General features: G+C 24.5%; 15 protein-coding genes. 10 read left to right on the forward strand and 5 right to left on the reverse strand.

What is annotated here, in order from left to right; translation table 11 throughout:
• Nucleotides 1-143: 143 nt before the first annotated feature.
• The 3 genes from ACZ5CK_RS00005 (at nucleotide 144) to ACZ5CK_RS00015 (ending at nucleotide 4,409) form a co-directional block, all read left to right on the forward strand.
• Nucleotides 144-1,229, forward strand: coding sequence for a hypothetical protein (locus ACZ5CK_RS00005; RefSeq protein ID WP_464581858.1), 1,086 nt, complete (start codon nucleotides 144-146; stop codon nucleotides 1,227-1,229).
• A 321-nt stretch (nucleotides 1,230-1,550) separates the two neighbouring features.
• Nucleotides 1,551-2,704, forward strand: a protein-coding gene (locus ACZ5CK_RS00010) for an IS3 family transposase (protein WP_464581859.1) whose coding sequence is annotated in 2 segments (ribosomal slippage) — nucleotides 1,551-1,788 and nucleotides 1,788-2,704 — 1,155 coding nt in all. Because the reading frame shifts where the segments join, the coding sequence is not laid out codon by codon here.
• A 733-nt stretch (nucleotides 2,705-3,437) separates the two neighbouring features.
• The gene (locus ACZ5CK_RS00015; protein ID WP_464581856.1) at nucleotides 3,438-4,409 is read left to right on the forward strand and encodes a transposase; all 972 of its coding nucleotides are present in this window, start codon (nucleotides 3,438-3,440) and stop codon (nucleotides 4,407-4,409) included.
• 70 nt (nucleotides 4,410-4,479) lie between these two features.
• On the opposite strand, the gene ACZ5CK_RS00020 is transcribed toward ACZ5CK_RS00015, so the two are convergent.
• Complete coding sequence (locus tag ACZ5CK_RS00020) at nucleotides 4,480-4,731, reverse strand: hypothetical protein (protein ID WP_464581860.1); 252 nt, start codon at nucleotides 4,729-4,731, stop codon at nucleotides 4,480-4,482.
• A 280-nt stretch (nucleotides 4,732-5,011) separates the two neighbouring features.
• Here ACZ5CK_RS00020 and ACZ5CK_RS00025 point away from each other — a divergent pair, with 280 nt between their 5' ends.
• The 6 genes from ACZ5CK_RS00025 (at nucleotide 5,012) to hemW (ending at nucleotide 11,813) form a co-directional block, all read left to right on the forward strand.
• Nucleotides 5,012-6,178, forward strand: a complete 1,167-nt coding sequence (locus tag ACZ5CK_RS00025) for a glycosyltransferase family protein (protein ID WP_464581861.1) — start codon at nucleotides 5,012-5,014, stop codon at nucleotides 6,176-6,178.
• 5 nt (nucleotides 6,179-6,183) lie between these two features.
• Nucleotides 6,184-7,299 carry a DegT/DnrJ/EryC1/StrS family aminotransferase gene (locus ACZ5CK_RS00030; RefSeq protein WP_464582993.1) on the forward strand — a complete coding sequence of 372 codons (1,116 nt, stop codon included), beginning with the start codon at nucleotides 6,184-6,186 and terminating at the stop codon, nucleotides 7,297-7,299.
• 17 nt (nucleotides 7,300-7,316) lie between these two features.
• Nucleotides 7,317-8,363 (forward strand): GDP-mannose 4,6-dehydratase, encoded by a 1,047-nt coding sequence (gene gmd, locus ACZ5CK_RS00035; RefSeq protein WP_464581862.1) that lies wholly within the window; start codon nucleotides 7,317-7,319, stop codon nucleotides 8,361-8,363.
• A 16-nt stretch (nucleotides 8,364-8,379) separates the two neighbouring features.
• On the forward strand, nucleotides 8,380-9,030 hold the full coding sequence (locus ACZ5CK_RS00040) for a formyltransferase family protein (RefSeq protein WP_464581863.1): 651 nt from the start codon (nucleotides 8,380-8,382) through the stop codon (nucleotides 9,028-9,030).
• 17 nt (nucleotides 9,031-9,047) lie between these two features.
• A complete protein-coding gene (locus tag ACZ5CK_RS00045; RefSeq protein WP_464581864.1) occupies nucleotides 9,048-10,442 on the forward strand; it encodes a lipopolysaccharide biosynthesis protein in 1,395 nt (464 codons plus the stop codon).
• Nucleotides 10,443-10,619: 177 nt separating this feature from the next.
• Nucleotides 10,620-11,813, forward strand: a complete 1,194-nt coding sequence (hemW, locus tag ACZ5CK_RS00050) for a radical SAM family heme chaperone HemW (protein ID WP_464581865.1) — start codon at nucleotides 10,620-10,622, stop codon at nucleotides 11,811-11,813.
• 41 nt (nucleotides 11,814-11,854) lie between these two features.
• On the opposite strand, the gene ACZ5CK_RS00055 is transcribed toward hemW, so the two are convergent.
• The 3 genes from ACZ5CK_RS00055 to ACZ5CK_RS00065 all read right to left on the reverse strand — a co-directional run bounded on the left by ACZ5CK_RS00055 (nucleotide 11,855) and on the right by ACZ5CK_RS00065 (nucleotide 12,767).
• Nucleotides 11,855-12,061, reverse strand: a complete 207-nt coding sequence (locus ACZ5CK_RS00055; protein WP_464581866.1) for a hypothetical protein — start codon at nucleotides 12,059-12,061, stop codon at nucleotides 11,855-11,857.
• Between the two features lie 130 nt (nucleotides 12,062-12,191).
• Nucleotides 12,192-12,416, reverse strand: coding sequence for a hypothetical protein (locus ACZ5CK_RS00060; RefSeq protein WP_464581867.1), 225 nt, complete (start codon nucleotides 12,414-12,416; stop codon nucleotides 12,192-12,194).
• A 135-nt stretch (nucleotides 12,417-12,551) separates the two neighbouring features.
• The gene (locus ACZ5CK_RS00065) at nucleotides 12,552-12,767 is read right to left on the reverse strand and encodes a DUF1659 domain-containing protein (RefSeq protein ID WP_464581868.1); all 216 of its coding nucleotides are present in this window, start codon (nucleotides 12,765-12,767) and stop codon (nucleotides 12,552-12,554) included.
• 163 nt (nucleotides 12,768-12,930) lie between these two features.
• Here ACZ5CK_RS00065 and ACZ5CK_RS00070 point away from each other — a divergent pair, with 163 nt between their 5' ends.
• On the forward strand, nucleotides 12,931-14,595 hold the full coding sequence (locus ACZ5CK_RS00070) for an AAA family ATPase (protein WP_464581869.1): 1,665 nt from the start codon (nucleotides 12,931-12,933) through the stop codon (nucleotides 14,593-14,595).
• A 241-nt stretch (nucleotides 14,596-14,836) separates the two neighbouring features.
• On the opposite strand, the gene ACZ5CK_RS00075 is transcribed toward ACZ5CK_RS00070, so the two are convergent.
• A complete protein-coding gene (locus tag ACZ5CK_RS00075) occupies nucleotides 14,837-15,049 on the reverse strand; it encodes a DUF2922 domain-containing protein (RefSeq protein ID WP_464581870.1) in 213 nt (70 codons plus the stop codon).
• Nucleotides 15,050-15,138: the final 89 nt, after the last annotated feature.

Raw genomic sequence — 15,138 nt, forward strand, 5'->3', positions numbered from 1 at the left:
ATATTTTTCAAATTATCAGCATTTTGCTGGAAGAGAGCATTTTGCTTTTAAATTTTAATCTACAAAAATTATATATATATTTTTATTACCTATTGACTTTTTAGAGAATACATCCCAAACATATATAGAAAAGGGGTTTTGCAATGTATTATTTATTAATATTTTTTTCTTTTTTCCCTTTTATTACATTATATAATCTAGGAACTGATATACAACCATATGCGTTAATTATATCTTTTATTATTTTTATAAAAAATAAAATGATAGTATATAAGAAATTTTTAATGTTATTTAATATTTTTTTATATTCTTTTCTTTTATTAATAATTTTAAGAGATTTCTCTTTTAGTAGTATAAGGAGTTTTGCTAATTATGCAAGTCTTTTTTTTATATCTTCTGCATCATATACAATGATGAAAAAAAATAATGGGTTAAAAGAGTTTTATATAAAAATGATTTTTAATATATGGTTTGTAATTGGATTTATACAAACATATATAAAAAAAGATTTTTTGCTTTTTTTGGTATCGGGAGGTAGAACATCTTTAACAAGAGGAGTACCCGGTTTAAATTCAGAACCATCTTTTTATGCATATATGCTAATTTTCGGTATGCTTATATCTTTAGATTTTCATAAAAATAAAATATTGTATTTGATTAACTTAGGTATTCAATTGATTTTTTTTGCACGTTCTGCTATAGGAGTATTATACTTATTTATATATTTAATTTTATTAAGTATAAAATATATATCTAGTTTCAAGGTTAAAAATTATATTAAAATTTTCTTAATTTTTGGTATATTTTTAATTATATATATAGTAATATTAAAATTTATGGAAGGTACTAGAATTAATGCTTTGATGAATATGGCTATTAATAATCATGAGGTTTTATATAAAGATCAAAGTATTGAGTCAAGATTTTATCATATATATTTTTCTGTTATTAAAACAATTGAAAATTTTTTTCTTCCACATGGTTTTTCTGATTTTAGAATTATGAGTGGTTTAGGGTTAGCTTTATATGAGTTAGGATTTGGTGGCGTCTTATTAATATACAGCATATATAAAATAATTAATCAATCGATATATCATAAATTAAATAAGTTAAACAGTATTTTTGTTATTATTATTTTATTTTCAGCGATACAATTAGCTAATCCTATTTTATCATTTTATTTGGGATATACTTTATATGGTCAAAAAAACAAACCATTAAAATATTAGAATGTGTGCGACTTGCTCCCTGGATATTGGAGAAAAAATAAAGAAAACTCATTTTTTCACACAAACAATAAAATCATTAAATTTAATAGATTTAATTTCGTCTAAGTTAGAATCAATATCATGATTAAAAAAAAGATTAAAAACAAAATCAGGAGTAAAATAATTTAAAGAACCGTGAGGCTTTAAATTATTATAAAAAATGTATGAAATATAATAATTATAAACATCATCAATATAATCAAATTGGATTTAACCAAAAAAAGTGGGCACCAAAAAGTTAACAAAGAATAGTATAATAAAAATAGAAAGAAGGTGACCCATATGAGTAGAAATGGTAAAAGATATAGTGATGAATTTAAAGAGCAAATAGTAAGATTGCATGAAATGGGAAAAAAAGTATATGAATTAAGTGACGAATATGGCATAAGTGCAGTAACAATATATAATTGGATAAAAGAAACAAAACCAGTAGCAGACGGTGAATTTAGCAAAAAGGAATATGAAAAAATGAAAAAAGAATTACAACAATTAAGAATGGAAAATGAAATATTAAAAAAAGCTACAGCCATATTCGCACGAAAACAACAAGAGAAATAGTAAAATTCATAGAAAGATACAAAAAATATTATCCAATAAAAATGATATGTAAAGTATTAAAATTTGCAAGGAGCACATATTATAAAGCAAAAAATCATAAAAAAAGCAATCTAGAAAAGTTCAATGAAATACTGGATCAAAAAATATTAGAGATATATAATGATAGTAAAAAACGTTATGGAGCGCCAAAAATACAAAAAGTACTAGAAAAAAACGGTATAAAAGTTAATATAAAAACGGTTCAAAAAAGGATGAAAAAATTAGGAATCCACTCAATAGTAATAAAAAAATTCAAAAATCACAAAGCAAAAGAAGAAATCAAACAATTACCAAACATAATAAATCGAGATTTTGAAACAACAACGATAAACCAGAAATGGTGTGGAGATATAACTTATGTACATATACAAGGAACTGGCTGGACATACTTAGCAAGTGTAATGGATATGCATACAAACAAAATAATAGGATACTCATATTATAGAAAAATGGATAAAGAATTAGTAATAAAAGCAATGAAAAATGCATGTATAAATACAAAAGAAACACAAGGAATCATATTTCATAGTGATTTAGGAACACAGTATACAAGTAAAGAATTCAATGAATTATTAAAAGAAAAAGGGATTCAACATTCATACAGTAAAAAGGGAACACCATATGACAATGCAAAAATAGAATCATTTCATTCAATAATAAAAAAAGAAGAAATATATGTAAATAGTTATAAAACCTTTGAAGAAGCAAAAATAAAAATATTTGAATATATAGAATCATTTTACAACAGAAAAAGAATACATAGTTCTATCAATTACATGACCCCACAAGAAAAAGAAGATGAAGCATTAAAATTGTTAGAAAAAAGTTACATTGCTTAAAATGCTATTTTTTTAGTTAAACTTAGTCTGCCCACCGTTCTTGGGTAACACCAAATTCAATAGATTCAACAAATTCATATTGAACATAAACTGCTTTTCAAAGAAAATAATGTTTAAGAAAAATAAATGAAATCTATAAACAAAATAAATAAAAAAACTTAGAATTTTTTTGTAAAACCAAAAAGTATTCAATAATTTTAGCTTTAAATTGTGGATCGTTGTCAATTCTAGTAATAAGATTATCAGGAATAACGTCTTTAAATTCAATAGATTTTCTAACGGTAGCAATAACTTCACATAGATTTTCAATTTAGGTGAAAAGAATAAAAATAGATTTTATATATAAAAAAACTAAACCTCGCAAAGTTATTTAATCTTTAATATAATTACCCATATAAACACCAACAATAGATCTCTCAAAAGCATTGATTATACTAAGAATAGGAATATAACCATCATATTTAGTAGGAATAAATTTAATATCAGATTCCCAATATTGATTAGGTTTAGTGATATCATGATTTTTAGGTATTTTTCTTGGATGTTTAGGATGACGATGATAATATCTAACAAGATTTAATTCTTTTTCGCAAATTATAAATAATTTTTGAAAAAAGAGTGTTAAAATATAAAAATAAAATCAATATAGGGTGTCCAAAAAGTAAGATAAAAAAATAGGCACTCCTTAATTCAATGACGAAACATTGAATTGAGACAACAAACAAAGAAAGGAGTGCTTAATTCAATATTAGCACAAAAGAAGAATGTTTTCAAGTCTTCCTTTGTTAAAAAAGAGATTATTTTTGTCTTCAATATTATTGATATATTTTTTAAAGAACCTGATTATTCTTTTGGTAGAAAAAAGAAATTTTCTGATAAAGCTATTCTCAAAATATTAATTCTATTAAAGATGTTTGATAAATCATATAGAAAGTCTGAAGAGTTTTTCGAAAATAATTATGAATATTTGACTTTGATAGGAATTGATGAAATACCGTCTTTTCAAACTATTTCATATAGAGCTAATAAATTAGATTTTAGAAAAATAAACAATGATTTAATTAATTGGATATACAACAATATAAAATTATATAAAACGCACGTGGCAATTGATGCTAATATTATTAGTCCTTGTAAACCTAGTAGATGGGGTAAAGCTAAATCTTCTTTTAATAAAAATGAATTTGGTTTTACATATACTACTAAAGGTAAAAAATTTGGTAAAAAACTTTATTTATCTCTAGATGTAAATAATGATTTCATCTTTGATTTTACAGTAGCTAAAGCATCTATACATGAATCAAAATTATTTGATGAATTATTCATATCAATAAAATCTTTTTCAATAATCTTGTTAGATGCTGCATATGATTCTTATTATATTTTTTCTAAAATAAAATCTTCTGGTTCTATTCCTGCTATTGATTTGAATAATAGGAATACCAAATATTATGAATCATATAATAGATATGTTATGAAATCTTTTAGAATTGTCTTTAAAGATGATTATAAATTACGTTGGGAAATAGAGCATGTAAATGGCATTATGGATGCATATTTTGGAACTGAGTACGTTTGGTATGTTAGAAATAGAAATTATTTAACTTTTGCTGGTATTACCGTTGTTTTATTCAATTTAATCTTCCTTTTTAATCTTTTTAATAGTTATGAGTTAAAAAAGGTTTCTAATTTTTTCGGTCCTTAGACTTTTTGGACACTCTAAATCAATAGATTTTTGCGAAGCAAAAGAAAATGTTCATAATATTCAAGGTTTTTTAAAGCAGAATTATTCGAGTTATTATAATAATTTCTAATACTCCAGAAGATTCATAAATAAAAGGAGGAACTTTAGAAATATCAGAAATAATAAATTTAGGTCTTTCTTTTTTAGAATTGAAGATATTATCATTATAACCAGATTCCTCATATGTTTTAACCCATTTATGTAAAGTATGAGGCGAAAGGATACCATTCTTACTAGCAATATCAGATAAAGACATATCAGAATTAAGATTATTCTTTAACAACTTGAAGTTTAAAATCAGGAGAATATTTATATTGGATATAACCAAAAAAATAGAAAGAAAAAGATAGTATAAAAAACTAAGAAAAAACAGGATTCGGGAAGCTAATTAAGAATCTTTCTTTGAAGAGGAGGTAAATAATAATTATTCGATTAAATGTAGATAAATATTAAAAATAATAACAAGTCCTTAAAAAAATAAAAAGAAAAGATAATGTTTTCAAAAAAATAAAAAACAAAATTCAAGAGGCTAATTAAGAATGCTTCTTTGATGGGGTGAGAATATGAAAGTGTTAATTTTAGGAGACCTTGAGAGCAATCATACAAAAAGGGTTGTATCTCAAATTATAGAATCTCCAAAAATGGAAGTTGTTTCTGGAATTTCTTTTCAAGATACAATAGAATATTATAATGGAAAAGAAAAATCAAATAAAATATTCAATGAAAAATATATAGTAAATGTAACAAAGCTAGAAAGAATAAGAAAAATAGGATTTATTATTCAATTTTTAAGAAATAAAAATAAAATAAAAAAAATTATCCAAAAATATGATTTGTTAAATATTCAAGCGGTTAGTTCTAGAGGCATTTTTTTTCTAAACACTAATAAACCAATAATATCATCATTTTGGGGAAGCGAAATATGGGAAAAGCAAAAAATATATAATAAAATTATTCAACGTAAAATATTAAAACAATCAGTGTTAATTACTGTTATACATGAAAAAATGAAAGAAAAAGTGTTAAAAGAGTTTGGAATAGAATTTCAAAATAAAATACGGATTGTTAAATATTTTATGATGGATACAAAATTACTAGATTCAATTACAAATAATGATATTACAGAATTTAAAAATAATTATGGAATTCCTCTAAATAGTAAAATAATTACCGTTTCATATTCTTCAGCACCGAGACATAGACAAGATAAAATATTAGAAATTTTAGGAAGATTGGATGAAAAAGTAATATATGAAAAAAATTTTTATTTTATTTTTCCGATGACTTATGGGCATAGTGATTGGACTAATATAATTAGAAAAAAAATGTTACATAATAAGTATAAAAGTAGAATTATACTATTAGATAAATATCTTAATGATAAAGATATAGCTGTTTTAAGAAATATTTCAGATGTATTTATTAACGTACCAACACAAGATTCTTTTAGTGCAACAATGATGGAACATCTATATACAGGAAGTGTTGTTATAACAGGAGATTGGTTGCCATATGATGAAATATTCAACAGCAAAGCAAATATTATAAAAATAACAGATTTTAATTTAAATGAATTACATGAAATAGTCCATGACGTAATATTCAATTTAGATAGACATAAGAAAAAAAATATTATAAATAAGCAAATAGTAAAAGAAAAGGTTTTTTCCAGTAATTGGGTAGATATTTTTGAAGAGGGGATGGAAATATGGAAAAACAAGAACAAATGAAAGATATGATTCCAGTATATGAGCCTGATTTAACAGAATTAGAAAGAAAAATGCTATGTGATGCATATGATTCTAGCTGGATATCCTCAAAAGGAAAATATATAAATCTTTTTGAAGAAAAATTTTCTGAATTTTTAGGGGTAAATCATTCAATAACTGCTGGTAATGGAACAGTAACTTTACATTTGATTCTTAGAGCTTTAGATATTAGTGATGGTGATGAAGTAATAGTACCTAATTTTACCTATATAGCTTCTGCAAATGCAATAAAGTATGTTAATGCTGTACCTGTATTTGTAGATTGTGAAAATGATTCATGGAATTTGAATGTAAAAGATGTTGAGAAAAAAATTACAAATAAAACTAAAGCTATATTAGCAGTTCACATATATGGACAAAGTGTAGATTTAGATCCTTTACTAGAATTGTGTAATAAATATAATCTTTATTTAATCGAAGATGCTGCAGAAGCTTTAGGAACAAAGTATAAAGGTAAAATGGTTGGAAGTATTGGGATTGCTGGTTCTTTTAGTTTTTTTGGAAATAAGACAATTACAACAGGGGAAGGTGGAATGGTTGTAACAAACAATGATGAAATTGCAAAAAAAATTAGAAAATTAAAAAATCAAGGAAATTCTAGTAATGTGAGATATTGGCATGATATTATAGGATATAATTATAGATTAACAAATTTACAAGCTGCAATAGGATATGGTCAAATGTTAAGAGTAAATGAAATATTAGATAAAAAAAATAAAATTGCAAAGTGGTATAAAAAATATTTAAATCACGAATTAATATCTCATCCACCTGAAAAAAATTATAGTAAAGATACATTTTGGATGTATTCGATATTATTAGACAAAAAATTGGAATCATATAGAGACACTATAATGAAAATATTGGAGAATAAATATAGGATAGAGACAAGGCCTTTTTTTTATCCGATTACTGAAATGCCAATGTACAAGATGTATAAAGATGAAGAATTTATAAATATTGAAAAAATATACAAGAGAGGAATTAACTTACCAAGTTCCTCCACACTTTCGGAAGAAGTTGTAAAATATATTAGTAAATCAATTATTGAAGTTTTAAATGAAGTTGTTAAATATAAATAGAAAAAGAGGTGTTGAATTTGAAAAAAAAAGCATTTATAACAGGAATAACAGGACAAGATGGTTCTTATTTAGCAGAAATTCTTTTAGAAAAAGGATATGAAGTTCATGGTTTGGTAAGAAGAGCTAGTACATTTAATAGAGAAAGAATAGATCATCTACATTTTAAAGAGAAGAATCCTCTTATTTTACATTATGGTGATATGACAGATCAATCCAGTTTATTATTTGCCTTATCTCAAGTGAGACCTGATGAAGTTTATAATTTAGCAGCTCAGAGTCATGTGAAAGTTTCTTTTGAGGAACCAGAATATACAGCTAATTCAGATGCTTTGGGGACACTCAGACTTTTGGAAGCAATAAGAATATTAAAATTAGAAAATAAAACCAAGTTTTATCAAGCATCTACATCAGAATTATATGGAGGAATAGGTGAAATTCCTCAAAATGAAAATACTAAATTTAATCCAAGGAGTCCATATGCTGTAGCTAAATTATATGCATATTACATAACAAAAAATTATAGAGAAGCATATAACATATTTGCATCAAATGGCATTTTATTCAATCATGAATCTCCGCGTCGTGGAGAAAATTTTGTTACGAGAAAAATAACTTTAGGGGTTTCAAGAATTTATTATGGGATACAAGAAAATTTGGTTTTAGGAAATCTTGATGCTAAAAGAGATTGGGGATATGCACCAGATTATGTGGAAGCTATGTGGAAAATATTACAATATAATAAACCTGAAGACTTTGTAATAGCGACCGGGGAAACACATTCTGTTAGAGAATTTGTAGAAAAAGCGTTTGAATATATAAATATATCAATAATTTGGGAAGGAGAAGGTATAAATGAAGTTGGCAAAGATGCAAAAACAGGCAAAATATTAGTAAAAATAAATCCACAATATTTTAGGCCTACTGAAGTGAATATCCTAAAAGGAGATTATACAAAAGCAAAGAAATTATTGAATTGGGAACCTAAAGTTAAATTTGAAAATTTAATTGATATAATGATGAAAAGTGACTTAGAAAAAGTAAAAAACTTTATTAAAAGGAGATGATATTATAAAAATTTATTTGTTTGCAAAAAATAATGAATGGTCTTTAAGAGCATATAATTTTTTAAATTTAATTTTTAAAAATTCAGAAATTAATTTCATATATAGCAATGAAAAATATAAAAAATTTCCTAAGGAATATTTAGATATAACAGGAGATTATTTAATTAGTTTTTTATCTCCATGGATTATTCCAAGTACAGTTTTAAATAATTTCTCTCTAGCTATTAATTTTCATCCTGGTCCTCCAGAATATCCTGGTGCAGGGTGTTATAATTTTGCGCTATATGAAGGTTCGAAAGATTATGGTGTAACAGTGCATTTTATTAATGAAGAGATTGATGCTGGGGATATAATAAAAATAAAAAGATTTCCAATATTTGAAAATGATAATATAGTATCTTTACAAAAAAGAACATATGATTATATGTTAATATTATACTATGAAATAATTTTAGAATTATTTGAAAAAGGGCACTTAAAAAAAAGTAATGATAAATGGAAAAGAAAAGCTTTTAAAAGAAAAGATATAGAAGAGTTATGTAAATTAAATTTTTCAATGTCAAAAGAAGAAATTATTAGAAGAATAAGAGCAACATATTATCCTGGTATGCCAGGTCCATATTTTGAAATATACGGAAAAAGATTTATATATGATCCGCATAGATGAAAATATTAGGTGAAAATATGAAAAAATATCTGAAGCCTTTTGTATCATTTTCAATAGGAACATGGGTAAGAGCAATAATAAGCTTTTTTGCTACACCAATAATATCTTATTTAATAATTCCAGAAGAATTTGGTAGAGCTTCAATGTTTACACTTGTATATAACATAGCCCTTATCTTATCTATTATGGGATTAGATCAAAGTTATATAAGATATTATTATGAAATAAAAGAAAATGAAAGAAATAAAACATTCTGGACAGCATTAATTCCTTCAATTATTAGTGGAATAGCAATTTCTTTAATATTTATTATATTTGAAAAACAATTAAGTAATTTGATATATTCTCGTGAATACAAATATATTGGAATTATATTTTTAATAGCTCTATTAACAGGAATTATTCAAAGATATAATCAACTATCAATAAGAATGCAAAAAAAAGGATTATTTTTTTCTACTATTCAAATATTAAATGCATTAGGTAACATTGCAGGAACTATAACATATGCAATATTAATAAAACCAAATTTTTACGCCATTGTAGTGGGGCAAATAACAGGAAATATTACTTCATTAATATATGGATTTAGCAAAGACAAAGTTCTCAGAAAATATGAAAAAATTCAATTGAGTTTGATAAAAAAATATATAAAATACGGATTGCCATTTATTCCAACATTTTTAATAAGCTGGTTTTTTACATCGATAGATAGAATATCCTTAAAACAATATACAACATTTACAGAAATAGGATTATATAGTGCAGCATTTAAAATAGTATCTGTAATGAACTTAATTCAAGCAGGATTTACAACATTCTGGACACCAGTAGCATATGAAAAATATGAGAATAATAAAAATAATAAAGAATTTTTTAGAAAAGCAAATTTGGCAATAAGTTTCGTAATGTTTGTATTTGGATTTATAGTTTTAAGCTTTAAAGATATAATATTTTTAATATTAGCAAAATCATATAGAGAGGCAGCATATATAGCTCCATTTTTAATATTAACGCCTATAATGTATACAATATCAGAAACCACGGTTTTAGGTATTAATTTTAAGAAAAAAACATATTGGCATATGGTATTAATAAGCATATCAGCATTAATAAATTATATAGGAAATACAATTTTAGTTCCAATATTAGGAGCAAAAGGAGCAGCAATATCAACGGGGTTATCATATGTAGTATTTTTTATATTAAGGACACTAATAGCAGAGAGATTATATTATGTAGGATTTAAAATTTATAAAATATTTATTGGTATAATAGTAACAATTATAGTGGCATATATAGGCACATTTTACACAAATACAATATTAACAATTATTTCTGGAATAACCTCCATTTTTATAATGTTATTTATATATAAAAATGAAATAAAATGGATATTGAAAAAAATGTAGTTTATGAAAATTTCTGTCAGAAGAAATTGAGATAAATTACAATGCTAAAGAAAAATTTTTTACAGTACAATAAGTATTTTTAAAAACAATAAAATAAAAGCAGAAGAAGGAAGTTTTGATATAAATAAAAAAATCTTTTTTCAAAAATAATCACAAACAACGGAGGTAGTTTTTTCTTTGAACACTAAAAATAACAATATTGGATTATACATTCATATACCTTTTTGTAAAAGCAAATGTTTATATTGCGATTATCCATCTACTACGAATAATAGAATCCAGGACAAATATTTTGAATATCTATTAAAAGAAATAGATTTATATAATTTGGAAATTAAACAAAATTATATAAATGAAAAATATAAAAATACTTTGAAAATATCAACAGTATTTTTAGGTGGTGGAACACCAACATATGTTGATGTTAAACAAATAGATAGAGTATTTAGAAAATTAAATAATTTGAATATTGAATTTGATCCTTTTGAAATAACAATAGAATCAAATCCAGAAACTTTGAATAAAGAAAAATTGCATGAATATTATTCATTGGGTATAAACAGATTGAGTTTAGGAATACAAACATTTGATAATGATATATTAAAAATTATGAACAGATTATATGATAATGAAATAATAGAAAGAAATTATTATTTAGCTAGAAGATATTTTTCAAATATAAATTTTGATTTTATACTAGGTCTTCCTGGAGATAATATGAAAGTATTAGAAAATAATTTAAAACTAATAGAAAAATTAAAACCTGATCATGTTTCATATTATATGTTTGATGATGATCATGATACACCATTAAAAAGATTATTAGAAAAAGGAAAAATGAAATTACCAGAATATGAATATATAGAAAATGGTTTTAATTTAATTATAGAAGAATTAAATAAAATGGGGTATAAAAGATATGAAATATCTAATTGGGCAAAAGAAGGATATGAATGCAAACATAATTTAATATATTGGAATAACGAAAATTATCATGGTTTTGGATTATCTGCAGGTGGACATTATAATAATATTAGATATACAAAAACATGGGATTTTAAAGAATACTTTGAAAAAATAGATAATAATCAAATACCATATGATTATTATAATGAAAATATATTATTAGATGAATTAACAGAAGAACTGTTTATGGGTTTGAGATTAATATATGGAATAAGTGTAGAAAAATTAAAGAATAAATATGGAAAATTATATGAAGAATTTTCTAAAAATCTTTTTCAAGGCGCATCAGACTTAATTGAAGTGGATGAAAGAATTAGAATGAATGAAAAAGGCCTTGATTTATCCAAAATGGTGTTTGAAAAAATTTTAGAAGCGAGGGAAACTATGAAAGGATATGAAGGATAGATTTTAAATATTAAAAATAAATCCCGGATTTTCCGGGATTTTCATTCTTCAATTTCATAGTCACCAAAAGCATCATTGAAAGTATTATATAATTTCAACAAATCCTTTTCATTATAAAATCGCATACCTCTTGTTTCTAGATCACCAGTCATTGGTTGAATGTTTAAATGTTTTACCAGTTTTCTTAATAAGTCTGGATTGTTGAAATCATACTTTCTACAAAAATAAGGAATTGTAATTAAATCCATAATAAAACCTCCCCCGATTTTTTATTGTTTGGAATAATACGGTTATATTATACTACAAAATAGTCGAAAAATAATAGTTGTATATTTAATTTTTAGTAAAATCTTATTGAATAATAAATTTATATGTAATTTAATTTTCAATTTCTTCGATTTCATCCTTTATTTCATCTAATTTTTCATCTATTTCTGTTGATAATATTTTTATTTGTTTGTCGAGTTCATTGTTGAAATTTTCCTGTAACTCTTTTAATTCATTTATTTTTTCTTTTTTATCCTCTTCGTTTATAATCATTGTAAGCATTTTAAAGAATTGATCCATAATGTTTATTAATACCATTCTTAAGAAATCCCACATTATATACACCTCCAATATAATAATTGTTTGATTTTTTATTGAAAAGCAAGAATAAAAATGAATGTTTGAAATAGACCGGGCCTGGAGCCCGGTTTTGATTTAGATGATTAAATCAAAGAGTTCGTTTGATTTGGCTTAGGCTTGTAGTTCGTAGTTTTCAATTTTTTCAATTTCGATTAATGATTTTTCACATAATGAAGCAAAGTTATTTGCTGCTGTATATACTTGATCATCAGTTGCACCAGCGATAATGCTAAATGATTTTCTTTTTACAATTTGTTTTCCATTCCCATCTAAACCATAATCAAAAGAAATTCTTACTTTGTCACCCAAATTAACTTTAGTTGCCATAGTCTCACCTCCGTGAAAAATTTGATTTGGATAAAAAATTTCATTTTTTATCAGCGCTGACGATGGTAGTATAAAATATTATTTTTGCATGGGAATAGTTGATGAATTATTGATAAATATCGTTACTGAATTGTGATATAATTCAGTTATGGAGGTGGAAACGATGAAAAGATTACCAATAGGACGAAGTGATTTTAAAAGCATAATAGAAGATAATATGTATTATATAGATAAAAGCATGCTGATAAAAGAAATAACAGAAAGCGGAGATGTAATATTAATAACCAGGCCAAGAAGGTTTGGAAAAACATTAAATATGAGTATGATGAAATATTTTTTTAGAAATGATCAAGATAACAAGCATTTATTTGAGGAATTGAAAATTTGGGAAGAAAAAGAGATAATAGAAAAATATTTAAATAAATATCCTGTTATATATTTGACTTTTAAAGATTTAAAACAAAATAATTATGAAGATATGATTCTTTCAATAAAGAAAAAAATAAGTGATTTATATTTAGATTATGTATTTTTATGGGAAAGCGACAAATTAAATGAGTGGGAAAAAAATAATATGAAAACCATATTCGAAAGAAAAGGAGAAAATATATTATATGAAAATTCATTAATTGATTTATCAAAATATTTATATCGCTATTATAATCAAAAAGTAATATTATTAATAGACGAATATGACACACCAATACAGCAATCATATTTAAATGGATATTATAATGAATTTATAAACTTCATGGGAAATATATTAGGAAATGCATTAAAAGACAATGAGTATTTAGAAAAAGGAGTATTAACAGGAATAACAAGAGTAGCAAAAGAAAGTATATTTACAGGTGTAAATAATCTTGATGTATCAACAATACTAGGAAAACTATTCAATGATAAATTTGGATTAACATGGGAAGAAGTAGAAGAAACATTAAAATATTATGGATTAGAATATGAAAAAGAAAAAGTAATAGAATGGTATAATGGATATAATTTTGGAGGATTAGAAATATACAATCCATATTCAATAATAAACCTGGCAAGAAATAAAGGTGAAATAAAATATTATTGGATAAACAGCAGTGGAAATGAATTAATAAAACAATTAATAAGACAAAGTACAGCAGAAGTAAAAACAAAAATAGAAGAATTAATAGAAGGAAAAACAATAGAAAGCAGTATAGATGAAAATTTAGTATATGGCGACTTAGATAAAAGTACAGAAGAAAGCATATGGACATTATTTCTATTTACAGGATACCTAACCTGGGTAGAACATGTAGGAGAAGAAGGAGAACCAAGATATAGTCTTAGAATAACAAACAAAGAAACATTACAATTCTTCAAAAAAACAGTAGTGACAATAATAAAGGAAACAAAAATAGAACTTGAAAGTATAATACAGGATATAATATTGGGAAAATACAAAGAATTTGGAATAAAATTCAAAAAAATAGTAAAAGAAACATTGAGTTATTTTGATATAAGTGGAGAAGAACCAGAAAGATTTTACCATGGATTAATACTGGGAATGGTAGTAGGATTAAGTAAAAAATACATAGTAAAAAGCAACAGAGAAGCAGGGTATGGAAGAGCGGATGTAATATTAATACCCAAAGAAAAAACAGAACCAGGAATAATATTTGAATTCAAAAAATATAGTATAGATTTTGATAAAGATTTAAAAGAAAGTGCAGAAAAGGGAATAAAACAAATAGAAGAAAAAGGATATGAAGAAGAAATAAAGAGTTATGGAATAGAGAAAATAATAAAAGTTGCTATTGCTTTTGATAAGAAGAATGTTGAGATTATAGTGAAATAAAGGTAGCATGTAAAATTTTGTGTAAATGCCTCTTCTTGGAGGGTAATAATTAAATAAAATTAGATTATTATTCTCAAATTATTTTCGTATGAATTATTGTTTATATTGTAATATGCTTTAGTTGTGATTTTTAGAAGTTTTTAATATGGATTTTTGGAAATAAACACTCTTTTGTGATTTTGATTAAATAGAAATAATTTTATGATAGTTATAGGAACCGGGCCTGGAGCCCGGTTTTGATTTAGTTGATTAAATCAAAGAGTTCGTTTGATGTAGTATCTACAATAGTTGCATTGTCTTTTTCATATCCTGCTGGAACAATTACACCAACGAAAGAATCCATAGCGTTTTGTACTTCTGTGTCTGTTAGGTCTGGCCTTGGGTCATTTAAATATATAGTTTTTCTTTTGCCATCTACTGTGTTTACAAAGGACATTCTTAATTTTTTTGCCATAGTCTCACCTCCGTAAAAAAATTGATTTGGATAAAAAATTTCATTTTTTATCAGCGCTGACGATGGTAGTATAAAATATTATTTTTGCA

The organism is Marinitoga okinawensis (genome assembly GCF_055387075.1).

Excerpts from the sequence above, each read along its gene's own strand:
- ACZ5CK_RS00005 (WP_464581858.1), top strand. The coding sequence starts at position 144 with ATGTATTATTTATTAATATTTTTTTCTTTTTTCCCTTTTATTACATTA.
- ACZ5CK_RS00025 (WP_464581861.1), top strand. The coding sequence starts at position 5,012 with ATGAAAGTGTTAATTTTAGGAGACCTTGAGAGCAATCATACAAAAAGG.
- ACZ5CK_RS00030 (WP_464582993.1), top strand. The coding sequence starts at position 6,184 with ATGATTCCAGTATATGAGCCTGATTTAACAGAATTAGAAAGAAAAATG.
- ACZ5CK_RS00045 (WP_464581864.1), top strand. The coding sequence starts at position 9,048 with ATGAAAAAATATCTGAAGCCTTTTGTATCATTTTCAATAGGAACATGG.
- ACZ5CK_RS00055 (WP_464581866.1), bottom strand. The coding sequence starts at position 12,061 with ATGGATTTAATTACAATTCCTTATTTTTGTAGAAAGTATGATTTCAAC.
- ACZ5CK_RS00060 (WP_464581867.1), bottom strand. The coding sequence starts at position 12,416 with ATGTGGGATTTCTTAAGAATGGTATTAATAAACATTATGGATCAATTC.
- ACZ5CK_RS00065 (WP_464581868.1), bottom strand. The coding sequence starts at position 12,767 with ATGGCAACTAAAGTTAATTTGGGTGACAAAGTAAGAATTTCTTTTGAT.
- ACZ5CK_RS00070 (WP_464581869.1), top strand. The coding sequence starts at position 12,931 with ATGAAAAGATTACCAATAGGACGAAGTGATTTTAAAAGCATAATAGAA.
- ACZ5CK_RS00075 (WP_464581870.1), bottom strand. The coding sequence starts at position 15,049 with ATGGCAAAAAAATTAAGAATGTCCTTTGTAAACACAGTAGATGGCAAA.